Origin of the sequence: Pseudomonas sp. LAIL14HWK12:I1 (genome assembly GCF_003202095.1) — a bacterium.
Lineage (GTDB): Bacteria > Pseudomonadota > Gammaproteobacteria > Pseudomonadales > Pseudomonadaceae > Aquipseudomonas > Aquipseudomonas monteilii.
In genome coordinates, this window is sequence record NZ_QJKG01000002.1 from 943731 (window position 1) to 967242 (window position 23512).

At 62.1% G+C, this 23512-nt stretch carries 23 protein-coding genes; 16 read left to right on the top strand and 7 right to left on the bottom strand.

Annotated elements, in window-relative coordinates:
* Positions 1-4: 4 nt before the first annotated feature.
* The 4 genes from D906_RS09255 to dksA form a co-directional block, all read right to left on the bottom strand.
* Positions 5-2980: a sensor histidine kinase gene (locus tag D906_RS09255; RefSeq protein ID WP_019098145.1), complete on the bottom strand. Its 2976-nt coding sequence runs from the start codon at positions 2978-2980 to the stop codon at positions 5-7.
* The gene (locus D906_RS09260; RefSeq protein ID WP_003250005.1) at positions 2964-3140 is read right to left on the bottom strand and encodes a hypothetical protein; all 177 of its coding nucleotides are present in this window, start codon (positions 3138-3140) and stop codon (positions 2964-2966) included. Before D906_RS09260 ends, D906_RS09255 begins: the two co-directional genes overlap by 17 nt.
* A gap of 189 nt (positions 3141-3329) precedes the next feature.
* On the bottom strand, positions 3330-4217 hold the full coding sequence (gene gluQRS, locus D906_RS09265) for a tRNA glutamyl-Q(34) synthetase GluQRS (RefSeq protein ID WP_027610105.1): 888 nt from the start codon (positions 4215-4217) through the stop codon (positions 3330-3332).
* Between the two features lie 63 nt (positions 4218-4280).
* The gene (gene dksA, locus D906_RS09270; RefSeq protein ID WP_012274224.1) at positions 4281-4724 is read right to left on the bottom strand and encodes an RNA polymerase-binding protein DksA; all 444 of its coding nucleotides are present in this window, start codon (positions 4722-4724) and stop codon (positions 4281-4283) included.
* Positions 4725-4934: 210 nt separating this feature from the next.
* On the opposite strand from dksA, the gene D906_RS09275 reads away from it, so the two are divergent.
* Both D906_RS09275 and sfsA read left to right on the top strand, forming a co-directional pair.
* On the top strand, positions 4935-6107 hold the full coding sequence (locus D906_RS09275) for a pyridoxal phosphate-dependent aminotransferase (protein WP_025754258.1): 1173 nt from the start codon (positions 4935-4937) through the stop codon (positions 6105-6107).
* Positions 6107-6820 (top strand): DNA/RNA nuclease SfsA, encoded by a 714-nt coding sequence (gene sfsA / locus D906_RS09280; protein WP_027614925.1) that lies wholly within the window; start codon positions 6107-6109, stop codon positions 6818-6820. The genes D906_RS09275 and sfsA overlap by 1 nt, the downstream gene beginning before the upstream one ends.
* On the opposite strand, the gene D906_RS09285 is transcribed toward sfsA, so the two are convergent.
* On the bottom strand, positions 6810-7127 hold the full coding sequence (locus D906_RS09285; protein WP_027614926.1) for a Rieske (2Fe-2S) protein: 318 nt from the start codon (positions 7125-7127) through the stop codon (positions 6810-6812). The two genes, sfsA and D906_RS09285, sit on opposite strands and share 11 nt — an antisense overlap.
* 148 nt (positions 7128-7275) lie before the next feature.
* On the opposite strand from D906_RS09285, the gene D906_RS09290 reads away from it, so the two are divergent.
* Genes D906_RS09290 through D906_RS09305 form a run of 4 tightly spaced genes read left to right on the top strand, consistent with a single transcriptional unit; the run spans position 7276 to position 10852 of the window.
* Positions 7276-8160 (top strand): hemin ABC transporter substrate-binding protein, encoded by an 885-nt coding sequence (locus D906_RS09290; protein ID WP_019098141.1) that lies wholly within the window; start codon positions 7276-7278, stop codon positions 8158-8160.
* Positions 8161-8210: 50 nt separating this feature from the next.
* Positions 8211-9194, top strand: coding sequence for an iron ABC transporter permease (locus D906_RS09295; RefSeq protein ID WP_177325281.1), 984 nt, complete (start codon positions 8211-8213; stop codon positions 9192-9194).
* Entirely contained in the window at positions 9194-9961 is a 768-nt protein-coding gene (locus tag D906_RS09300) for a heme ABC transporter ATP-binding protein (protein ID WP_027610108.1), read from the top strand. Before D906_RS09295 ends, D906_RS09300 begins: the two co-directional genes overlap by 1 nt.
* 12 nt (positions 9962-9973) lie before the next feature.
* A complete protein-coding gene (locus D906_RS09305; protein ID WP_027614928.1) occupies positions 9974-10852 on the top strand; it encodes a ChaN family lipoprotein in 879 nt (292 codons plus the stop codon).
* A gap of 208 nt (positions 10853-11060) precedes the next feature.
* Here the strand turns inward: D906_RS09305 and D906_RS09310 are convergent, their stop codons facing one another.
* Together D906_RS09310 and D906_RS09315 are read right to left on the bottom strand one after the other, a co-directional pair.
* The gene (locus D906_RS09310) at positions 11061-11339 is read right to left on the bottom strand and encodes a TfoX/Sxy family protein (protein ID WP_016712060.1); all 279 of its coding nucleotides are present in this window, start codon (positions 11337-11339) and stop codon (positions 11061-11063) included.
* Between the two features lie 184 nt (positions 11340-11523).
* Positions 11524-13086, bottom strand: coding sequence for a bifunctional aminoglycoside phosphotransferase/ATP-binding protein (locus tag D906_RS09315; protein ID WP_028614202.1), 1563 nt, complete (start codon positions 13084-13086; stop codon positions 11524-11526).
* Between the two features lie 115 nt (positions 13087-13201).
* Here D906_RS09315 and mrcB point away from each other — a divergent pair, with 115 nt between their 5' ends.
* The 10 genes from mrcB to D906_RS26680 form a co-directional block, all read left to right on the top strand.
* Positions 13202-15523 carry a penicillin-binding protein 1B gene (mrcB, locus tag D906_RS09320; protein WP_016712058.1) on the top strand — a complete coding sequence of 774 codons (2322 nt, stop codon included), beginning with the start codon at positions 13202-13204 and terminating at the stop codon, positions 15521-15523.
* 15 nt (positions 15524-15538) lie between these two features.
* Positions 15539-16339 carry a M48 family metallopeptidase gene (locus D906_RS09325; RefSeq protein ID WP_033694522.1) on the top strand — a complete coding sequence of 267 codons (801 nt, stop codon included), beginning with the start codon at positions 15539-15541 and terminating at the stop codon, positions 16337-16339.
* A complete protein-coding gene (locus D906_RS09330) occupies positions 16339-16671 on the top strand; it encodes a YqcC family protein (protein WP_019099850.1) in 333 nt (110 codons plus the stop codon). Before D906_RS09325 ends, D906_RS09330 begins: the two co-directional genes overlap by 1 nt.
* 408 nt (positions 16672-17079) lie before the next feature.
* Positions 17080-18804: an acetolactate synthase 3 large subunit gene (locus D906_RS09335; RefSeq protein ID WP_026020528.1), complete on the top strand. Its 1725-nt coding sequence runs from the start codon at positions 17080-17082 to the stop codon at positions 18802-18804.
* Between the two features lies 1 nt (position 18805).
* Positions 18806-19297, top strand: a complete 492-nt coding sequence (ilvN, locus tag D906_RS09340) for an acetolactate synthase small subunit (protein ID WP_003250040.1) — start codon at positions 18806-18808, stop codon at positions 19295-19297.
* Between the two features lie 55 nt (positions 19298-19352).
* Positions 19353-20369 carry a ketol-acid reductoisomerase gene (ilvC, locus tag D906_RS09345; protein ID WP_003250043.1) on the top strand — a complete coding sequence of 339 codons (1017 nt, stop codon included), beginning with the start codon at positions 19353-19355 and terminating at the stop codon, positions 20367-20369.
* Positions 20370-20519: 150 nt separating this feature from the next.
* Positions 20520-21371, top strand: coding sequence for a CDP-diacylglycerol--serine O-phosphatidyltransferase (gene pssA, locus D906_RS09350; RefSeq protein WP_003250045.1), 852 nt, complete (start codon positions 20520-20522; stop codon positions 21369-21371).
* Between the two features lie 79 nt (positions 21372-21450).
* Complete coding sequence (gene msrP / locus D906_RS09355) at positions 21451-22464, top strand: protein-methionine-sulfoxide reductase catalytic subunit MsrP (protein WP_019099849.1); 1014 nt, start codon at positions 21451-21453, stop codon at positions 22462-22464.
* Positions 22464-23075, top strand: coding sequence for a protein-methionine-sulfoxide reductase heme-binding subunit MsrQ (gene msrQ / locus D906_RS09360; RefSeq protein ID WP_019099848.1), 612 nt, complete (start codon positions 22464-22466; stop codon positions 23073-23075). Before msrP ends, msrQ begins: the two co-directional genes overlap by 1 nt.
* 157 nt (positions 23076-23232) lie before the next feature.
* Positions 23233-23512 (top strand): hypothetical protein (locus tag D906_RS26680; protein ID WP_218279161.1); only part of this gene is annotated, 280 nt, incomplete at its 3' end.

Consider the following 23512-nt stretch of genomic DNA (forward strand, 5'->3'; position numbering starts at 1 on the left):
TGATTCAATTCTCTCGACGGTCTCGAATTTCAGGGGACGTCGCTACGACATGCCGGGGCAGGGTCACGCGGATCCGGGTGCCACGTTGCCGTTCGATATCGGCCGGGCTGTCGATGGTGATTTGCCCATAATGCTCTTCCACGATGGAATAGACCAGAGCGAGCCCCAGTCCGGTTCCTTCGCCCGGGTCCTTGGTGGTGAAGAAGGGTTCGAAAAGGCGGTCCATGATGCTCTTCGGTATTCCGCTGCCCTCATCCTCGACGATCAGGTCGACGGTGTGCTCGCTCACTTCGCTGCGCACGCGCACGGCGCTGCCGGGCTTTGATGCGTCGCGGGCGTTGGAGAGCAGGTTGATCAGCACCTGAGCCAGGCGCTGCGGGTCCCCTTCGGCCCAGTGGTCCGGGTCGCAGAGGTTGAAGAACTGTACTTCGAAATTGCGCCGGTTCAACGCCAGCAGACCGATGGCGTCCTGCGCCACTTCGGCCAGGCACACCGGCTCTTCGCTGTTCTGGTGGCTGCCGCCGGCATGGGCGAAGCTCATCAGCGACTGGACGATGCGTGAGACGCGCTTGGTCTGGTCGAGGATCTGGCTGGACAGCTCGATGATTTCGCCATCACCTTCACGTTCCTCACGAAGGTTTTGCGCCAGGCAGGCGATGCCGGTAATCGGGTTGCCGATTTCGTGGGCTACGCCAGCGGCCAGGCGGCCGATGCTGGCCAGGCGCTCGGAATGCACCAGCTTGTCTTCCAGTGCCTGGGTTTCGGTCAAGTCTTCCACCAGCAGCACCAGGCCGCTGTTTCCGGGTGCCAGCGGCTCGTCGATGGCGGCCTTGTGCAGGTTCAGCCAGCGCGGCTGGCCGTCCAGCGCCAGGCGCTGCTTGTGCAGGTGCTCGTCGGGCACGTTGATGAAGCCTTGCAGCAGGCCGCGCCAAGGCTCGTCGATGGTGACCAGACGCGAGCCGACCACATGCTTGGCCGCGATGCCGGTGAGCTCCTCCATGGCCTTGTTCCACATCAGGATTTCCTGGTCCTTGGCCAGCGAGCAGACGCCCATGGGCAGCTCCTGCAGGGTCTGGCGGTGGTAACGGCGCAGGGCATCGAGCTCTGCGGCAAGGCCGGTCAGGCGCGAGTGGTAGTCTTCCAGGCGGCTTTCGATGAAATGGATGTCTTCGGTCACGTAGTTTTCGTTACCGGACTTGTACGGCAGGAAGGTCTCGACCATGTCCTGGGCCACGCTCGGTCCCATCAACCCGGACAGGTTGGCTTCGATGCGGTCTCGCAGGCGACGCAGGGCATAGGGGCGGCGCTCGTCGAACGGCAGGTAGAGGTCGCGCAGGGCCTGCTCCACTTCCTTTTGTGCGGCCTTGGCGCCCAGCGGTTTGGCCAGCTGGGTGGCGAACTCCTGGGGCGAGGCAGCGTGCAGCTCGCGGCGCTGCGGACGGCGCACGTTGTCCACCGCGCAGGCTTCGGCCGCGCTGACTTCTTCGTTGCTGGCGTTGGTGAACAGCGAGATCAGGGTAAACAGCAGCACGTTGGCCGCCAGCGAGGCAATGGCCGCCATGTGCCAGCTGGTGTCGTCCAGCACATAGATCATGTCCAGCAGCGGGATGTAGAAGCCCTGCAGGTTGCCCAGCAGCGGCAGCAGCATGGTCACCATCCACACCAGGGTGCCGGCCAGGAGCCCGGCGATGAAGCCGCGGCGGTTGGCGGTGGGCCAGTACAGCACCGACAGCACCCCAGGCAGGAACTGCAGGGTGGCGACGAAGGCGACGATGCCCAGATTGGCCAGGCTCTGGTGGTTGTTCTGGGTCAGGTAGAACATGAAGCCGGCAGTGATGATGGCAACGATCAGCGCGCGGCGGGTCCACTTCAGCCAGCGGTAGATGTTGCCCTCGGCCGGGGGTTGATACAGCGGCAACACCAGGTGGTTGAGGGCCATGCCCGACAGCGCCAGGGTGGTAACAATGATCAGGCCGCTGGCGGCCGACAAGCCGCCGACGTAGGCCAACAGTGCCAGTGCCTCGTTGTTGGCGGCAATACCCAGGCCCAGGGTGAAGTACTCTGGGTTGGTACTGGCGCCCAGGCGCAGGCCGGCCCACAGCACCAGCGGCACGGCCAGGCTCATCAGCAGCAGGAACAGCGGCAGGCCCCAGCTGGCACTGACCAGCGAGCGGGGGTTGAGGTTTTCGGTGAAGGCCATGTGGTACATGTGCGGCATGACGATGGCCGAGGCGAAGAACACCAGCAGCAGGGTGCGCCATGGCCCTTCCTGCAGCGGGGTGTGCAGGGCGGCCAGGGCGGTCTGGTTCTGCAGCAGCCAGACTTCCAGTTCGTGCGGGCCGCCAAATACGCCATAAAGGGCGTAGAGGCCGATGCCGCCCAGGGCCAGCAGCTTGATCACCGATTCGAAGGCGATGGCGAACACCAGCCCTTCGTGTTTCTCGCGCGTGGCGATGTGCCGCGAACCGAAGAAGATGGTGAACAGGATGATCAGCGTACAGAAGGCGAATGCCACCCTTGCCTTGACCGGCTCACCGGTGAGGATGCTGATCGAGTCGGCCACCGCCTGGATTTGCAGCGCCAGCAAAGGCAACACGCCAATCAGCATGATGATGGTGGTCAGCGCCCCCGCCCAGGTACTGCGGAAGCGGAATGCCAGCAGGTCGGCCAGTGATGACAGCTGGTAGGTGCGGGTGATCTTGAGGATCGGGTATAGCAGCACCGGTGCCAGCAGGAACGCGCCGGACACGCCCAGGTAACAGGCGAGGAAGCCGTAGCCGTACTGGTAGGCCAGGCCGACTGAGCCATAGAAGGCCCAGGCACTGGCGTATACGCCCAGCGACAGGGTGTAGGTAAGCGGGTGGCGAATGATCGAGCGCGGGATGACCCCCCGCTCGCTGATCCAGGCCACGCCAAACAGCACCATGAGGTACCCGGCGCTGATCAGGATCATCTGGGTCAGGCTAAAGCTCATCGGCATCTCGTTGGCTCTGCAGGATGAAGGTGACGACGATCAGGATCAGCCAGAGCAGGTAAGGGCGGTACCAGGCACCGGTCGGTTCGATCCACCAGTCCATGATGGCCGGGGAGAACAGGTAGATCCCCACGACCAGAAGCAGGACCAAACGATAGATGTACATGCTGGCCTCGATGGTTGGGCGCTGCGGGCTTGGACTTATTATTGGCGCAAATGGCGGGGGGGATGCTAGCGGGAATCCACGGTGTTCGCCAAGGGTTTGAATTTGTTGGGCTTTTGATGCTCGGTGTGATGCCCCTTTTTCAGCTTTTTGCGATCCCTGTAGGAGCGCATTGCCAGTCAGGTATGGGGCTCAGCGCAAATCAGCCTCTGGCACCGTTGTCCGCTGCGCAATCGCCTCTGGCCGCCACTGCTTGCGCGCCACCGCTAGCACTTCAGCCGGTGTTGCCAGCAGTAACTCGGGGTCTGCTTCTTGCCCCAGCGCCCGCAAGGCCCGGAGCAACAACGGCGTAGCATGCTCCGCCTGCAACGGCGGCGAGCGGTACGACTTGCCCAGCTTGTGCCCGTCCGGCTGTACGATCAGTGGAATATGCAGGTAGCGCGGCTGCGAAAAGCCCAGCAGCTCTTGCAGGTACAGCTGGCGCGGGGTGTTGTCGAGCAGGTCGGCGCCACGCACGATATCGGTAACACCCTGCCAGGCATCGTCCAGCACCACTGCCAGCTGGTAAGCATACAGCCCGTCACGGCGCTGGATGACAAAGTCGCCCACCTCACGCCCCAGGTGTTGCTGGTACTCACCCTGCACCCGGTCGGTAAAGCGGTAGATCAGCTCGGGCACGCGCAAGCGGATTGCTGCGCCTTCACGGGCATGCCCGGCGTTGCGGCACAGGCCCGGGTAAATCCCGTTGTAACCCTCCAGTTGCTTGCGCGAACACGTGCAGGCATAAGCCAGGCCCATGTTGAACAGGCGGTCGACCACCGCCGCGTAGGCGTCGTGGCGCTGGCTCTGGAACACAACCTCATCATCCCATTCCAGGCCGTAACGTTCGAGGGTTTGCAGGATGGCATCGCGGGCGCCGGGCATTTCGCGGGGTGGGTCGGTGTCTTCCATGCGCAGCAGCCAGCGGCCGTTGACGGCGCGGGCATCGAGCCAGGAGGCGAGGGCGGCGACCAGCGAGCCGAAGTGCAGGAAGCCGCTGGGGGTAGGGGCAAAGCGCCCGATGTAGCTGGAGTCGGTCATGGTCTGGCTGGGCATATAAATGAAACGGGGCGCATCGAGCGCCCCGTTCAGGTGGAAGAAAGATCAGCCTTTGCCGACCGTTTTTTCCTTTTTCTCGGCGATTTCCTTGCAGTCGAAGCACAGGTCCGCGGTCGGACGGGCTTCCAGGCGGCGCAGGCCGATTTCGATACCGCACGACTCACACCAGCCGTATTCGTCGGCCTTGATCTTGTCGAGGGTCTTGTCGATTTTCTTGATCAGCTTGCGCTCGCGGTCGCGGTTGCGCAGCTCCAGGGCGAATTCTTCTTCCTGGCTGGCGCGGTCGGCCGGGTCGGGGAAGTTGGCTGCTTCGTCCTTCATGTGGTCCACAGTACGGTCCACACTGGTCATCAGCTCTTGCTTCCAGGCGCCGAGAAGCTTGGTGAAGTGCTTTTTCATGGGCTCGCCCATGTACTCTTCACCCTTGGTTTCTACGTATGGCTCGACACCGTACATGGTCTGGGCTTTTTGCTTTTCTACGGTGGACATGAATAGACCGCCTCTCACTCATCTGATCCAATGCGCAGGCTGCTCCATCTCCGGCACCCGCCGGCCCTGCGACTGCGAGCCGCCGAACTTACCAGATAGATCGGGGGTGCGCTACCCCGCCTGTTACTGGCAATTGACAGCGGCCTGAGCCGTACGTTCGGTAGCGTGCAGAGGTAGAATCTCCAGTTTAGACCCAATTGAGAGAAGGTCATGGCCCACCCCTACAGTGCGCGCAGTCGCGCCATCGAACCCTTCCATGTCATGGCACTGCTGGCCCGGGCCAACGAGCTGCAGGCGGCCGGGCACGACGTGATCCACCTGGAAATCGGCGAACCGGACTTCACCACTGCCACACCGATCGTCGCCGCCGGGCAGGCAGCGTTGGCCGCCGGGCACACCCGCTACACCGCTGCACGTGGGCTGCCACAACTGCGCGAAGCCATTGCCGGCTTTTATGGCCAGCGGTATGGGCTGAGTATCGACCCGGAGCGCATCCTCATCACCCCGGGGGGCTCTGGTGCATTGCTGTTGGCCACCAGCCTGTTGGTTGACCCAGGCAAGCACTGGCTGCTGGCGGACCCGGGCTACCCGTGCAACCGCCACTTCCTGCGCCTGGTCGAGGGTGGCGCGCAGTTGGTGCCGGTAGGGCCGGACGTGAATTACCAACTGACGGCCGACCTGGTCGAGCGTTACTGGGACAAGGACACGGTGGGCGCTCTGGTCGCTTCGCCGGCCAACCCGACCGGCACCGTGCTGGGGCGTGACGAGCTGGCCAGCCTTGCCAGGGCCACCCATGAGCGTCACGGCCACCTGGTGGTGGACGAGATCTACCATGGCCTCACCTATGGCATGGACGCGCCAAGCGTGCTGGAAGTCGACAACTCGGCGTTCGTCCTGAATAGTTTTTCCAAGTATTTCGGCATGACCGGTTGGCGCCTCGGCTGGCTGGTGGCGCCGCCCGGCGCAGTGGCCGATCTGGAAAAACTGGCGCAGAACCTGTACATCAGCGCACCTAGCATGGCGCAGCATGCCGCTCTGGCATGCTTCCAGCCGGAAACCCTGGCCATTTTCGAAGAACGCCGCGCCGAATTCGCCCGCCGTCGCGACTACCTGTTGCCAGCCCTGCGCGAACTGGGCTTCCGCATTGCCGTCGAGCCACAGGGCGCGTTCTACCTGTATGCCGACATCAGTGCCTTTGGCGGTGATGCGTTCGCCTTCTGTCGGCACTTCCTCGAAACCGAGCACCTGGCCTTCACGCCGGGCCTGGACTTCGGCCGCCACCTGGCCGGCCACCATGTGCGCTTTGCCTACACCCAGAGCCTGCCACGCCTGGAGGAGGCGGTGCAGCGCATTGCCCGTGGCCTGCGGAGCTGGCAAGGCTGATGCGTTTCTCTCCTTCACTTGAGCAGGGCCGCCTGCTGCGCCGCTACAAGCGCTTTCTGGCCGATATCGAACTGGCCAACGGTGAACAGCTGACCATTCACTGCCCGAACACCGGCTCCATGCTCAACTGCATGCGTGAAGGCGGGCAGGTGTGGTTCAGCCGCTCCAACGACCCCAAGCGCAAGCTGCCGGGCACCTGGGAAATCAGCGAAACGCCGCAGGGTCGGCTGGCCTGTGTGAATACCGGGCGGGCCAATGCGCTGGTCGAGGAGGCACTGCGGGCAGACGTGATTACCGAGCTGGCCGGCTTCACGGCGCTCAAGCGCGAAGTGGCTTACGGCGAGGAAGGCAGCCGGATCGACTTTCGCCTGGAGTTTGACGGTGCCCCCGTGTATGTCGAGGTCAAGAGCGTGACCTTGGGCTACCCCGACAGCACGGTCGCAGCGTTCCCGGATGCGGTGACGCAGCGCGGTGCCAAGCACCTGCGCGAGTTGGCCACGCTGGCCCGGCAGGGCGTGCGGGCGGTACAACTGTATTGTGTGAACCTGACCGGTATCGATGCCGTGCGCCCGGCCGAGGAAATCGACGGTGCCTACGCTCAGGCGCTGCGTGCCGCAGTGGCCGACGGAGTGGAGGTACTGGCTTACGGGACCCGCCTGGACGCTGAAGGCATCGTCATCTACCGCCGCTTGCCAGTGCTGCTCAACCCTTGAACCAGATGCCCTGGCTGTCTTCGTGGCAGCCCATGGGCTGAAGTTGCTCTCCTTCACAGGGGCCGGCCACACATTCGCCGCTTTCTATCAGGAACAGCGCGCCATGGTGGGCACAGTGGATGAGGCTGGCGCTGTCATCCAGAAACACGTCTTCTGCCCAGTTCAGCGGGATCCCCCGATGCGGGCAGCGGTTGCGGTACAGGTACACCTGGCCCTGGCGGCGCACGCCGAACAGTTCGACGCCGTCTACGCTGAAGGCGCGGCTTTGGCCTTCGGCCAGGCCGTGGGAGGTACAAAGGAAGTGCATGGCAAGGACGACTCGTGAAACAGATGATGGCTTGACGCACCAATGCGAATAATTATCAAATTGCCCGCATTCGCTGCGCCTGGCTACCTATGGTGCGCAGTTCTGCCGCTCGCCACAAGGCGCGCGGCCCGCCTTCAGAAGGAACCCGATGATGCGCCGTCCCGTCGCCTTGCTCGCGCTGTGCGCAAACCTTGTGCTCTCTACCCAGGCCTTGGCGGCCGAGCTGCCGCAACGCTGGGTCAGCGCGGGTGGTGCACTGAGTGAGTGGATAACTGCGCTGGGCGGTGAAGCGCGGCTGGTGGGGGTTGATACCACCAGCCAGCACCCGGCATCGTTGAAATCACTGCCTAGCGTGGGTTACCAGCGGCAACTGTCGGCAGAAGGCATCCTCAGTCTGCGACCGGATGTGTTGGTGGGCACCGAAGAAATGGGCCCGCCACCGGTGCTCGCGCAAATCCGCAAGGCGGGTGTGCAGGTGGAGTTGTTTTCCAGCAAGGCCGAGCTGTCGGCGGTGGATGAAAACCTCGAGCACTTGGGCCAGTTGCTTGGCGCCGAGCAGCAAGCGTCGGCGTTGGCGGCCAGTTACCACCAGCAAGTTGAGGGTTTGCAGGCCAAGGTCAAGCAGGCCCAGGCAGGGCACAAGGCGCCGGGCGTGCTGCTACTCGTCGGGCATGCCGGTGCCAAGCCGCTGATTGCCGGGCAGGGCACTGCGGGTGACTGGCTGTTGGGCCAGGCGGGTGGGCGTAACCTGGCAGCGCATCAGGGTTACAAGAATTTCTCCAACGAAGCACTGGCTGCACTGGACCCGGATGTGATCGTGTTCTCCGACCGGGCGCTGGCCGATGAGCAGGCCTTGCAGGCGCTGCTGAAAGAGAACCCTGCGCTGGCGGCGTCCCGTGCGGTGCGTGAGAAGCGCCTTGTATCGCTTGACCCAACATTGCTGGTCGGCGGTCTTGGGCCACGACTGCCGGCTACCTTGCAGTCGCTGGCTGCCAACTTCTACCCGGCGGCCAAGGCCAGCTTTGCACAATGAAGCAGCGGGTGCAGCCACGTACGTTGTTCATTTGCCTGAGCCTGTTGTGCCTGTTGGCGGTCTGGCTGTCGTTGGCCTTGGGGCCGGTCAGCCTGCCGCTGTTCGACACCCTGCGTGCCGGCCTGCGCCTGCTGAGGATGCCGATTGCGGCTGACGGCCTGCAACAGGCCGAGATGATCCTGGGCCAGATCCGCCTGCCGCGTACCCTGTTGGGGTTGGCGGTGGGCGCGGTGCTGGCGCTGTCCGGTGTGGCCATGCAGGGGCTGTTCCGTAACCCGCTGGCCGACCCAGGGCTGGTGGGGGTGGCCGCCGGGGCTGCGATGGGGGCTGCGGTCGCGATTGTCGGTGGTGCCTGGTTTGGTGGCATGCCGGAGGCCTTCGCGCCCTATTTGCTGTCCTTTTGCGCGTTTGTCGGGGGGCTTGGGGTAACCGCGCTGGTTTACCGCCTGGGGCGGCGCGATGGGCAGACAAACGTAGCCACGATGCTGCTGGCCGGTGTGGCCATGACCGCGCTGGGCGGTGCGGCCGTGGGGCTGTTCTCCTACCTGGCCGACGACGCTACCCTGCGCACCCTGACGTTCTGGAACCTCGGTAGCCTGAATGGCGCCAGCTACGAGCGGCTGTGGCCGTTGCTGCTGGTGGCCGCGGGTGTGGCGGTGTGGTTGCCACGCCGCGCCAAGGCGCTGAATGCGCTGTTGCTGGGTGAGTCGGAGGCACGCCACCTGGGCGTTGATGTGGAGCGGCTCAAGCGTGAGCTGGTGTTCTGCACGGCGCTGGGGGTGGGGGCAGCAGTGGCTGCCGCCGGGCTGATCGGTTTCATCGGCCTGGTGGTGCCACACCTGGTGCGCTTGCTGGCCGGGCCTGATCACCGGGTGGTGCTGCCGGCTTCGTTGCTGGCGGGCGGCGTGCTGATGCTGTTCGCCGACCTGGCCGCGCGGCTGCTGCTGGCCCCTGCCGAGTTGCCGATCGGTATCGTCACGGCCTTTATCGGTGCGCCGTTCTTCCTGTTCCTGCTGATACGAGGGCGCAGCTGATGTTGCAAGTGGAAGGGCTGCACCTGCGGCGGGGCAGCAATGAGGTGCTGCACGACATTCACCTGCAACTGAGCCCGGGGCAGGTTGTGGGTGTGCTAGGCCCCAACGGTGCCGGCAAAAGCAGCCTGTTGGGGGTGTTGTGTGGCGAACTGGCACCGGACCGTGGGCAGGTAACGCTACAGGGACGGCCATTGGCTGACTGGGGTGGGCAGGAGCGTGCCAGGCGCCTGGCCGTGCTGCCGCAGGTGTCCAGCCTGGGCTTCTCGTTCCGGGTGGAAGAGGTTGTGAGCATGGGGCGCATGCCGCATGGCACCGGGCAGCGGCGCGATGCAGAAATTGTTGCAGCGGCCTTGCAGGCGGCAGATGCCTGGCATCTGGTGGACCGCAGTTACCTGGCCTTATCGGGAGGAGAGCGGCAGCGAGTGCACCTGGCCCGCGTGCTGGCGCAGTTGTGGCCGGGCGAAGAGGGCACCACGCTGCTGCTCGACGAGCCCACCTCGATGCTCGACCCGCTGCACCAGCACACGACGCTGGAGTCTGTACGCCGTTTCGCCGACCGTGGCGCCGCAGTGCTGGTGATCCTGCACGACTTGAACCTGGCGGCGCGTTACTGTGACCGTATCCTGTTGCTGGAACAGGGGCGCTGCCATGCCTTTGCCACGCCCGAGGCGGTGTTGACACCTGCTGCGTTGAAAGCGGTATACGGAATTGACGTGCTGGTGCAGGCGCACCCGGAGCGTGGGCATCCACTGATCATCACCCGCTAGGAGGCATTGCCGATGCGTCATCTGCTGCTGGCTGGTCTCTGCCTGATGCTGTCACTGGGTGGCTGCCAGGCCAGCTTGCCGCCATTACCCGCCTGGCAGAGCAGTGAAGGGCGCACGTATGCCGAGTTGGGGCACATCATCGATCTTGCCAGTGGTCAGGTGATCAGCCCTGAGCAGCTGGTGCAGCGCTTGGCAGACGTTCCCCAAGTCATTGTGGGCGAGAAGCACGACAACCCCGATCATCATGCGCTGCAGCTTTGGCTGCTACGCGCTTTGCACGCTCGGCGCGCGCAAGGCAGCCTCTTGCTGGAAATGCTGCAGCCCGAGCAGCAACCGCTGGTCGACAAGGTGCAGGCGCATGCTTTGCCGGCAGACTTGCCCAAGGCCCTGGCGTGGCAAGAGGGTTGGGACTGGAAGTTGTACGGGCCGATCGTGCGTGAGGCCTTGCAGCTGCGTGTGCCGCTGCTGGCGGCCAACCTGTCGCCTGGCGAGATGCGCCAGGCTTATCGGCAGCCCGCTTCGTTAAAGGGTGATAAGTCCAATGCTCCAACGGTAAAGGCTGCGTTGCTGGAGCAAGTGCGCGCTGGGCACTGCGGGATGCTGCCTGAAAGCCAGTTGCCAGCGATGCTTGCCGTGCAGCAACAGCGCGACCGGCGCATGGCCGAGCGCTTGCTGGCGGCACCGCAGCCGGCGTTGCTGTTCGCAGGGGCCTTCCACGCGCGCAAGGACCTGGGCGTGCCACTGCATCTGGCTGATCTGGGCGCATCGGGGCAGAGCAAGGTACTGCTGCTTACCGAGGTGGGCGAGCAGGTCGAGCCGGGCGAGGCGGACTACGTGTGGTACACGGCGGCGATGCCGGAGCAGGACTATTGCGCGCAGTTTCGTCAGTAATGTGAGCGGTGACAGGGTCAGGCCAGGCGACACAAAACCTGCAGGCAAAAAAAGACCCGGCAAATTGCCGGGTCAATAACCGTGATTAGCCTGATGAGGAGATAATCTGAGAGTCCGAACCAGGGGCTCTTAGCTTATCCAACCAGTCTCGCGACCAGTTGTGATAATCATAACAATTCTCATTTAGGTGTCAATCCCCTTTTCACGATTATTTTGGATTTTTTTGCGGAGGGTTCTTCGCGTCGAGTTGTTGGTTGAGTGCTTCTTTGCGTTCGAGCGGCAAATCGTTCCAGTGCATGTCCAGCAGGGCGCCTTCAATGGCATACAACAGCACCTTTGATGCGCGAAACCCTCGTGTCTTCACGGCCTGGTACGCACCCACCGCGCCCAGGCGGCGCAAATCCGATGCACTGTGAATGCCGGCTGCGTGCAGCCACTGCGCAGAGGTCTTGCCAAGGTTCTTCAGATGCTGCAATTCATCGTTCATCGAGCCTCCTTGCGATGGCTGAACGGGTCTGGGGGATAAATCGCGAGCAGGTCAGAGAGGAGTGTAGCGGGGGTTGGGAAATGCGCGGCCTTTTGCCATCGGGGGTGACGAGATGCCTTGAGGAGCATGTGCCGGCCTCTTCGCGGGTAAACCCGCGAGAGGCCGGCACATGAAAGCGGCGAACTTACAGCCCAGGCAAGCGCTGGCGAATCTGCTCGATCACCTGGTCCATGCTGCCGGCGGTCTGGGTATCGACCTGGGTGCTTTGCACAAGCTCCTGTCCATCCAGCGGCTCACGGCTGGCCTGTTGCGCCTTGACCACTTCCAGCGTGGCATCCGACGGGTCGCTGTTCTGCGCCTGGCGCTGCTCCAGCCAGCTGGCGATGACCGCATCCGGGGCGTGGCAGTCGAGGATCAGGAATGGCACACCGGTCTGGCTGGCAACGTCGGCCGCAGCCTGGCGCTGCTCACGCTTGAGGTACGTGGCATCCAGTACCACCGGGAAACCGGCACGCAGCACGGCTGCCGCCACTTCGTGCAGGCGCTGGTAGGTCGCTACATTGGCGTCCTGGCCATAGATACCGGTGCTCAGCGGGCCAGCGTCGGCCTGCTGTTGTTCACCGAACAGACGCTTGCGCTCGACATCAGAGCGCACGCGAATGGCGCCCAAGGCCTCCACCAGGCGCATTGCTACATGGCTCTTGCCCACTGCCGAAACGCCATGGGTGATGGCCAGGAGACGCGAAGGAATGGCGCTGTAGCTTTCTGCCAGGTTGGCGTAGTTGCGGTAGGTGCGCAGGGTGGTGGCCCGTTGTACGCCATCGGCATTGGCCGGCATGCTGAACAGCGCGACCTTGGCTCGTACCAGGGCGCGATAGGCTTTGTAGAAGTTGAGCACTTCCAGGCCTTCATAATCCCCCGTCAGCTCCAGGTACTGGCTGATGAAGCGTCGTGCCAGGCACTTGAGGCCGCGGTCTTCCAGGTCCATGGCGAGGAAGGCGGTGTCGGCCCAGACATCGGTCTTGCGGAACGGTTCGTTGAACTCGATGCAGTCGAAGATCACCACCTGGCCGTTGATCAGGGTGGCGTTGCCCAGATGGATGTCGCCATGGCACTCGCGGGTGAAACCATTGGCCTTGCGTGAGGCAAACAGGCCTTGCAGCCGCTCGAAACTGCTCCGCGCCCAGGCTTGCAGGTTGTCCAGTTGCAGCAGGTCCGCCTTGTCGGTGAGGAATGGGCGGATCTGCTCGAAGTTCTGCTCGACCGGAGCCATGACGCTTTCAGGCGAACCGTAGGGCTGGTCGGCAGATACCTTGGGGGTCTGCAGGTGGAACTCGGCGATTTGCCGGGCCATCTGGTCGATGTGCGCGGCATTCAGTTCGCCGTTGGCCTGCAGGGTGCTGAGCATCTGCCCCTGGGGGAACTGGCGCATCTTCAGCGCGTATTCGATGGCCTCGCCTTCGCCACCGATCTGCGGCGCATCGACGCTACCGGTGATCGGCAACACTTCCAGGTAAAGGCCGTCGGTCATGCGCTGGTTCAAGCGCAACTCTTCGTTACAGAAATGCTGGCGCTGGTCCAGGCTGGTGAAGTCGAGGAATCCGAAGTTCATCGGTTTCTTGATCTTGTAGGCATACTCGCCGGTGAGCAGCACCCAGGAGATATGCGTCTCGATGAGCTGGAACCCATCCACAGGGTGAGGGTACAGGGCTGGGTTCTGCAACGCAGTGATAAGAGCTTGGCTCACGGCAAATCCTTCCGGGGCAAGGGAATTCGAATGCGCCATTATGGTCAATGGTGCCGTCCCTGCCTACCGCCGGGCCGTCTGCCCAGCCTTTATAAAGTGCGTATAATCCGCCGCCATGACCCGAACCCGAAATCCCCGTACCCCTCCGAAACGCCCGACCGGCCGCTCCCGCGCCTGGCTGGGCTGGGCTTTGAAGCTCAGCCTGGTAGGCCTGGTGATCGTTGCCGGCTTCGCGGTTTACCTCGATGCCGTTGTGCAGGAGAAGTTCTCCGGCAAGCGCTGGACCATCCCGGCCAAGGTGTATGCCCGGCCACTGGAGTTGTTCACCGGCCAGAAACTGAGCAAGAACGACTTCCTCACCGAGCTCGATGCGCTCGGTTACCGCCGTGAGAGTGCGGCCAACGGCCCGGGTGCTGCGGCGATCAACGGTAATACCGTCGACCTCAATACCCGAGGCTTCCAGTTCTACGAGGGCATGGAGCCGGCGCAGTTCGTGCGCGTGCGTTTCTCGGGCGATTACGTGGCGGGCCTTTCCGGCGCCAACGGCAAGGCACTGGATGTGGTGCGCCTGGAGCCGCTGATGATTGGCGGTATCTACCCGAAAAACCTCGAAGACCGCATCCTGATCAAGATCGACCAGGTGCCCAAGTACCTGCTCGAAACCCTGGTGGCCACCGAAGACCGCGACTTCTACAGCCACTTTGGTGTGTCGCCCAAGTCCATCGCCCGGGCCATGTGGGTCAACACCTCGTCCGGCTCGATGCGCCAGGGTGGCAGTACCCTGACCCAGCAGTTGGTGAAAAACTTCTACCTCAGCAGCGAGCGCAGCCTCAGCCGCAAGCTGACCGAGGCGATGATGGCGGTGCTGCTGGAGCTGCACTACGACAAGCGCGAAATCCTGGAGGCCTACCTCAACGAGGTGTTCGTCGGTCAGGACGGCCAGCGTGCCGTTCACGGCTTCGGTTTGGCCAGCCAGTTCTTCTTCAGCCAGCCGCTGTCGGAGCTGAAACTGCACCAGATCGCCTTGCTGGTAGGCATGGTCAAAGGCCCGTCCTACTACAACCCACGGCGTTACCCTGACCGCGCCCTGGCCCGCCGTAACCTGGTGCTGGACCTGGTGGCCGAGCAAGGCGTGGCCAGTCAGGCAGAAGTCGATGCAGCGAAGAAGATGCCGCTGGGCGTGACCAAGCGTGGCAGCCTGGCCGACAGCTCGTTCCCGGCCTTCCTCGACCTGGTCAAGCGCCAGTTGCGCCAGGACTACCGCGACGAAGACTTGACCGAAGAAGGGCTGCGTATCTTCACCAGTTTCGACCCGATCCTGCAGATGAAGGCCGAAACTTCGATGAACGAGACCTTCAAGCGCCTGGCGGGGCGCAAGGGCGCTGACGAGGTGGAGTCGGCAATGGTCGTGACCAACCCGGAAACCGGTGAAGTACAAGCCCTGATCGGAAGCCGCCAGGCAGGCTTCGCCGGCTTCAACCGGGCCATCGACGCTGTGCGCCCGATCGGCTCGCTGGTCAAACCGTCGGTGTACCTGACGGCGCTGGAGCAGCCGAGCAAGTACACCCTGACCAGCTGGGTGCAGGACGAGCCATTCTCGGTCAAAGGTGCCGACGGCCAGGTCTGGCGCCCGCAAAACTATGACCGCCGCCCGCACGGGACCATCTACCTGTATCAGGGGTTGGCCAACTCGTACAACTTGTCGACCGCCAAGCTCGGTCTGGAAGTGGGCGTGCCCAACGTGATCAAGACCATCGGCCGTCTGGGGGTGAATGTCGACTGGCCAGCCTTCCCGGCCATGCTGCTGGGTGCCGGTGGCATGTCGCCGATGCAGGTTGCGACCATGTACCAGACCATCGCCAACGGCGGCTTCAATACACCGATGCGCGGTATCCGCAGCGTGCTCACTGCCGAAGGCGAACCGCTCAAGCGCTACCCGTTCCAGATCCAGCAAACCTTCGACCCGGGCGCCATCTATCTGGTGCAGAACGCCATGCAGCGGGTGATGCGTGAAGGTACCGGGCGCTCCGTGTACAACACCCTGCCACGCTCGCTGACCCTGGCGGGCAAGACCGGTACCAGTAACGACTCGCGCGACAGCTGGTTCTCCGGCTTCAGCCAGGACCTGCTGGCCGTGGTGTGGATGGGCCGTGACGATAATGGCAAAACGCCATTTACCGGTGCCACCGGTGCCCTGCAGGTCTGGACCAGCTTCATGAAGAAGGCCGACCCGCTGCCGCTGGACATGCCGCAGCCGGACAACGTGGTGCAGGCCTGGATCGACCCGTACACGGGTCATGGGTCTGATGCCAGCTGTCCGGGAGCGGTGCAGATGCCGTATATTCGCGGCAGTGAGCCCCCCGCCGGCGCGACCTGTGGCGGCGAGCAGGACCCAGTCGAATCGGTCATGGACTGGGTCAAGGGCTGGATGAACTAAGCACAGGCTGCATTGATGAGGTGTGACGTGAACAAGTGGCTGTTTCCTGCCGTGACGGCGCTGGCAGTGCTCCAGGGGTGCTCCAGCGTCCCGCGCGGCAATATTCCGGTGGTCGATTCGAGCACCCGCGTGTCCAACAGCGAACGCGTAACAGCCAACCGCACGGCGGGTGGCTATAACACGGGCACCGCCCAGGCGCAGACGCTACCCGAGGATTCTGGCGTCACCGTGATGATCCCGCAGGGCGCTGGCGCCTCGGGCATCCAGACGTTCCCGGCGGCCAATGGTGCGGCGCCAATCAGCACCTCGCCGATCACACCTGGCCCGATTACCCCAGGCCCGGTAAGTTCGGCGCCAATGACCACCAATCCAAACCCGATCGCCGACGAACCGTTCGACATCGCCGCGATGAACAGCACCCCGCAGAGCACCAGCGCGCCAACCGGCATTCCGCGCAGCAGTGCTGGCGGCGGGCTGTCTGCCGACGAGCAACTCGACGGCCCGGTACTGGCATTGCTGACCACCGCCAAGACCCAGCAGGGCAGTGGCGACTTCAACGGCGCCGCGTCTAGCCTGGAGCGTGCCCAACGCATTGCCCCGCGCGAGCCGCAGGTGTTGTACCGCCTCGCCCAGGTGCGCCTGTCGCAGGGTGATGCGGCGCAGGCCGAGCAGCTGGCGCGCCGCGCGCTCACTTACGCCAACGGCCGCCCAAGCCTGCAGGCCGAGCTGTGGAACACCATCGCCCAGGCCCGTGAAAAGCAGGGTGACAGCGCGGGTGCCGCACTGGCTCGGCAAAAAGCGCGGGTCAATTCGTAATGATCGAGCAACGCATTCTGGACATTGCCGACCACCTGTTGCTGATCGAGCGAGAGCTGCAGGTGCAAGGCTGGTGGGATGACGAACCGCCAAGCGACGAGGCATTGGCCAGTACCGTGCCGTTCGCCGTCGATACCCTCAGTTTCGAGCAATGGCTGCAATGGATCTTCCTGCCCCGCATGAAGATCATCATCGAGCTGGGCCACCCGCTGCCCAACGCGTCGAGCATTCTCGTCATGGCCGAAACCGTGTTTACCGACCGCCCGGAGCAAAGTCGTGAGCTTCGCCGCCTGTTGGCAGCTTTTGACCAATTGATCGCTCCTTCCGCCTGATTTCTTCAGTTTTTCCTTCAAGGGCCGCAGATTGTGGCCCTTTTTTTGGGAAATCTTATTAATTCTGCTGCTGAAGCGATTTTTAGTGGTGGCAGGAATTCATCTTGGGGAAAAATTGGCAATAATTTTTCTTGACTTGTTGGCGCCGAATCACAAGAATCCAACTTCCGCTGTAGAGGGACTGCCAGAAGCAGACCCGCTAAGCAGATCATGAGGTGCACACCCGCACCGACCTGTTACACCCCGCAACGCGTTACCTCGCGCTGGGTGGGAAAACCCCGCAACACTCTGGGGTGCTCCCAATACTTGCTCAGTCAGTGCTGACGTTCGCTCATGCTCTGCTTGGCAGTAAACCTATTAAGACCCGTCCAGTGAGGGCGGTATTCTGGCGTTTTAGAGGTGAACAACGTGGAGCTTTTATCTGGCGCTGAGATGGTCGTCCGCTTCTTGCGTGACGAAGGCGTTAAGCACATCTACGGGTACCCTGGTGGTGCTCTCCTGCATGTTTACGACGCATTGTTCAAAGAACCGGAAGTGGAACACATCCTGGTTCGTCACGAGCAGGCGGCAACCCATATGGCGGACGGCTACGCCCGCGCCACCGGCAAGGCCGGTGTGGTGCTGGTAACCTCCGGCCCGGGCGCGACCAATGCCATTACCGGCATTGCCACCGCCTACATGGACTCCATTCCGATGGTCATCCTGTCCGGTCAGGTGCCTAGCACCATGGTGGGTACCGATGCCTTCCAGGAAACCGACATGATCGGTATCTCGCGGCCGATCGTGAAGCACAGCTTCATGATCAAGAACCCGACCGAGATCCCGGAAGTTCTGAAAAAAGCGTTCTACCTGGCGCAATCCGGTCGCCCAGGTCCAGTCGTGGTCGACATTCCAAAAGACATGACCAACCCGGCTGAGAAGTTCGAATACGTCTACCCGAAAAAGGTCAAGCTGCGTTCCTACAGCCCGGCGGTCCGTGGCCACTCCGGCCAGATCCGCAAGGCTGCCGAAATGCTGCTGGCGGCCAAGCGCCCGATCGTCTACTCCGGCGGTGGCGTGATCCTCGGCGGTGGCTCCGAAGCCCTGACCGAAATTGCCAAGTCGCTGAACCTGCCGGTCACCAATACCCTGATGGGCCTCGGTGGCTTCCCGGGTACCGACCGCCAGTTCCTCGGCATGCTCGGCATGCACGGCAGCTTCACCGCCAACATGGCCATGCACAACGCCGACGTGATCCTTGCCGTGGGCGCGCGTTTTGACGACCGCGTGGTAAACGGCCCGGCCAAGTTCTGCCCGAACGCCAAGATCATCCACATCGACATCGACCCGGCGTCGATCTCCAAGATGATCAAGGCCGACGTGCCAATCGTAGGGCCGGTCGACAGCGTGCTCAGCGAAATGCTCGGCATCCTCAAGGAAATCGGCGAGCAGCCTGACAAGGTTGCGTTGGATGCCTGGTGGAAGCAGATCGACGAATGGCGTGGCAATGGCGAGCTGTTCCCTTACGACAAGGGCGACGGCAACGTCATCAAGCCGCAGAAAGTCATCGAGACCCTGTGCGAAGTGACCCATGGCGATGCCTTCGTCACCTCCGACGTGGGCCAGCACCAGATGTTCGCGGCGCAGTACTACCGCTTCAACAAGCCGAACCGCTGGATCAACTCCGGTGGCCTGGGCACCATGGGCTTCGGCTTCCCGGCGGCGATGGGCGTCAAGCTCAACTTCCCGGACCAGGACGTCGCCTGTGTGACTGGCGAAGGCAGCATCCAGATGAACATCCAGGAGCTGTCCACCTGCATGCAGTACGGCCTGCCGGTGAAGATCGTCAACCTGAACAACGGTGTGTTGGGCATGGTTCGCCAGTGGCAGGACATGGCCTACAACGGTCGTCACTCGCACTCGTACGTCGAATCGCTGCCTGACTTCATCAAGCTGGCCGAGGCCTATGGCCATGTGGGTATCCGCATCACCAGCCTGAAGGACCTCAAGCCGAAGCTGGAAGAAGCGTTTGCGATGAAGGACCGCCTGGTGTTCATCGACATCGCGGTTGACCGCAGTGAGCACGTCTATCCGATGCAGATCAAGGATGGCTCGATGCGTGACATGTGGCTGAGCAAGACGGAGCGTACCTGATATGCGGCACATCATTTCCCTGCTGCTGGAAAACGAACCCGGTGCTCTGTCCCGCGTGGTCGGCTTGTTCTCCCAGCGCAACTACAACATTGAAAGCCTGACCGTGGCGCCGACCGAAGACCCGACCCTGTCGCGTCTGACGCTGACCACCGTTGGCCATGACGAAGTGATCGAGCAGATCACCAAGAACCTGAACAAGCTGGTCGAAGTGGTCAAGCTTGTCGACCTGTCGGAAAGCGCTCACATCGAGCGTGAACTGATGCTGGTCAAGGTCAAGGCCACCGGTGCCCAGCGCGCCGAGATCAAGCGCACCACGGATATCTTCCGTGGCCAGATCGTCGATGTAACCGCCAGCGTGTACACCGTACAGCTGAGCGGTACCAGCGACAAACTGGACAGCTTCATCCAGGCGATCGGCACTGCATCGATTCTCGAAACCGTGCGCAGCGGCGTTACCGGCATTGCCCGTGGCGACAAAGTGCTCAGCATCTAAATTCAAAAATTAGCGATGGCTCCGCAGGGGCCGAGATATAACCAGGGGTATTTTCATGAAAGTTTTCTACGATAAAGACTGCGACCTTTCCATCATCCAGGGCAAGAAAGTCGCCATCATCGGTTACGGCTCCCAGGGCCACGCTCAGGCGTGCAACCTGAAGGACTCCGGTGTAGACGTTACTGTCGGTCTGCGTAAAGGTTCGGCTACCGTTGCCAAGGCTGAAGCCCACGGCCTGAAAGTTGCTGACGTTGCTACCGCTGTCGCTGCGGCTGACCTGGTCATGATCCTGACCCCGGACGAGTTCCAGGGCGCGCTGTACAAGAACGAGATCGAGCCGAACATCAAGAAGGGCGCTACCCTGGCCTTCTCGCACGGCTTCTCGATCCACTACAACCAGGTTGTGCCACGTGCCGACCTCGACGTGATCATGATCGCGCCGAAGGCCCCGGGCCACACCGTTCGCTCCGAGTTCGTCAAAGGCGGCGGCATCCCTGACCTGATCGCTATCTACCAGGACGCTTCGGGCAACGCCAAGAACGTCGCCCTGTCCTACGCTTCGGGCGTTGGCGGTGGCCGTACCGGCATCATCGAAACCACCTTCAAGGACGAGACCGAAACCGACCTGTTCGGTGAGCAAGCCGTTCTGTGCGGCGGTACCGTCGAGCTGGTCAAAGCCGGTTTCGAAACCCTGGTCGAAGCTGGCTACGCGCCAGAAATGGCCTACTTCGAGTGCTTGCACGAGCTGAAGCTGATCGTTGACCTCATGTACGAAGGCGGCATCGCCAACATGAACTACTCGATCTCCAACAACGCCGAATACGGTGAGTACGTCACTGGCCCGGAAGTCATCAACGAAGAATCCCGCAAGGCCATGCGCAACGCCCTGAAGCGCATCCAGGACGGCGAATACGCGAAGATGTTCATCTCCGAAGGTGCTACCAACTACCCATCGATGACCGCCAAGCGCCGCAACAACGCCGCTCACGGCATCGAAATCATCGGCGAGCAACTGCGTTCGATGATGCCGTGGATCTCGGCTAACAAAATCGTCGACAAGACCAAGAACTAAGTCTTATCGAAAGATTAAAAACGCGGCTTCGGCCGCGTTTTTTCGTTCTGGCAGTCCGCTTCTGGTATAAAGCAGACCAGTGGCCTGCCGTCAGAACCTGTTTCGCAGGCCCGTGTCGAACATTTTCCATCCTGTTGCAAGGTACCCTCCATGAGCGAACGTCCCGAAGAGCCGAACAAGCCCTCCGACGCCGAAAGCCTGCTACCTGTCGATGAGCACGTTGAAGAAGGGCATGACGCCGAAGGGCGCAAGGTGCGTCACCGCGGCATCTATTTGCTGCCCAACCTGTTTACCACCGCCAACCTGTTTGCCGGTTTCTATTCCATCATCAGCTCGATGAGCGCGCAGAGCGCCCTGAGTGCCGGTGACCCGCGTGAGGCGAGCAAGTACTTCGCCTTTGCCGCCATCGCCATCTTCGTGGCCATGGTGCTCGACGGCCTGGATGGCCGCGTTGCGCGCATGACCAATACCCAGAGTGCCTTCGGCGCCGAGTACGACTCGCTGTCGGACATGGTTGCCTTCGGCGTGGCCCCAGCCTTGCTGGCCTTCGGCTGGGCGCTGGGTGACATGGGCAAGGTCGGCTGGATGGTCGCCTTCATCTATGTGGCCGGTGCAGCGCTGCGCCTGGCACGCTTCAATACCCAGGTCGGCACCGCCGACAAGCGCTACTTCATTGGCCTGGCCAGCCCGGCTGCCGCAGGTGTGGTGGCGGGTACCGTGTGGGCGTTCAGCGACTACGGCATCCAGGGCTCCAAGCTGTCGTTCCTGGTGGCGCTGTTGGTAGCGGCTGCCGGCATGCTGATGGTCAGTAACATCAAGTACAACAGCTTCAAGGAGCTGGACCTCAAAGGGCGCGTACCGTTCGTGGCCATCCTGGCGGTGGTGCTGGTGTTTGCCGTGGTATTCAGCGATCCACCGCGCATCCTGCTGCTGATCTTCCTCGCCTATGCGGCATCGGGGCCGATCCAGTTCCTGTTGAAGGCGCGCCGGCGCAAAGCGTAAAAATCGCTTAATGCTGGAATAACCCTCCGGCTCCATAGTCTTACTGGTACATCCGTTATCCAGTGCTGTGGAGCCGCCCATGCTCATCAAGCTTCCCAGGTCTTCCGAGTGCAAGGCGTCGGAGATCACCCCCGAAGGCATCTACCTTTCCCGTCGCACCCTGCTGGGTGGCTCGTTGGCCGGCCTGGCGCTGGGTGCGTTACCGCGCATGGGGCTGGCGGCAGAGCCCAGTCGATATGCCGATGTCGAGGCAGGCAAGGCGCCAGGCTGGTTCAGTGACAAGCTTTCTTCTGCTCACTGGCAGGCTGTGACGGTGCAGGGGGAGGCGATCACGCCTTTCAAGGATGCCACCCACTACAACAACTTCTATGAATTCGGCCCCGACAAGGGCGACCCGGCGGCTAATGGCAGCAGCCTGCAGACCGAGCCATGGTCGGTTGTAGTGGATGGTGAGGTAGGTAAGCCAGGCCGATATGCGCTGGAAGACTTCGTTAAACCCTATCAGCTTGAAGAGCGCATCTACCGGTTGCGTTGCGTCGAAGCCTGGTCGATGGTCATTCCCTGGTTGGGCATTCCCTTGGCGCAGGTGCTCAAGCAGGTCGAGCCGACTTCGAAGGCGCGCTACGTGCGCTTCGAGACATTGAAAGACCCGCAGCATCTGCCGGGGCAGCGCTCCGGGTTCGCCCTGATCGACTGGCCTTATAGAGAGGGGTTGCGGCTGGATGAGGCAATGCACCCGCTGGCGATCCTGGCGGTGGGCATGTATGGGCGGGTGTTACCCAACCAGAATGGTGCGCCGTTGCGGTTGGTGGTGCCCTGGAAGTATGGCTTCAAGAGCATCAAGTCGATCGTGCGCATCAGCCTGGTGGCTGAACAGCCCGCGACCACTTGGCAAGGGTTGGCGCCGGATGAGTACGGCTTCTATGCCAACGTGAACCCGACGGTCGACCACCCGCGCTGGACCCAGGCGCGTGAGCGGCGCTTGCCCAGCGGGTTGTTCAGCCCCAATGTGCGTGAAACACAGATGTTCAATGGCTACGCTGATGAAGTGGCTTCACTGTACAGCGGGCTGGATCTGCGGAAGAACTATTGATGCGCTATCCCTGGTTTCGCCTGGCCATCTTCGTTGTGGGGTGCCTGTTCCCGGCGTGGTGGTTGTATGAGGCAGCGATGAATCTGCTGGGGCCGGACCCCGGCAAGGTCATGATGGATCGTCTTGGGCTCGGGGCGCTCACTTTCCTGCTGGTAACCTTGAGCATGACGCCGCTACAGAAGCTGACAGGCTGGTCGGGCTGGGTCGTGGTGCGTCGGCAGCTGGGGCTGTGGGTGTTTGCTTACATCGTGCTGCACATCCTGGCCTACCTTTTCTTTATTCTGGGGCTGGATTGGGGACAGCTGGCGGTGGAGCTGCGTAAGCGGCCTTACATTATTGTGGGGGCGCTGGGGTTTCTCGGCTTGCTGGCCTTGGCGGTGACCTCGAATCGCTACAGCCAGAGGCGGTTGGGGGCCAGGTGGAAAAAGTTGCACAGGTTGGTGTACGTGATTCTTGGCTTGGGGTTGCTGCACTTTTTGTGGATCGTGCGCTCGGACCTCAGGGAGTGGGCGATCTACGCAGGGGTTGGGACTTTACTGATGCTGCTGCGTATTCCGGCTATTACGCGTGCTCTGCCCAAGTTCGCCCGTGGGCGGGGTAGGGCAGTTTGAAACATTTCTGAAGATAAGGGTTGACGCGCTTTTGAATCCCCTTATAATGCGCCCCACTTCCAGCGACATCGGAACGAAAAACTCCTTGAGATTCAATGAGTTAAATAGTTAAGGTGGCGTTGAAAGGGCTACGATCAAATGATCGCAAGCGGTTGAAATGGTGGTTGACAGCGGTTTTAAACGCTGTATGATTCGCCTCCCGCTACGAGAGATCGCAGCGAGCCAAGTGTTTGAAGCTAAACGAGTTTCTCGCAAAAAACTTCAAAATAAACGCTTGACAGGCTCTGAGGAAAGCGTAGAATGCGCGCCTCGGTTGAGACGAAAAGCTCTTAACCAAACGCTCTTTAACAAATCGAATCAAGCAATTCGTGTGGGTGCTTGTGAGTACGGACTGATAGTCAAAAAGATTATCAGCATCACAAGTGGCCATGCGAGAA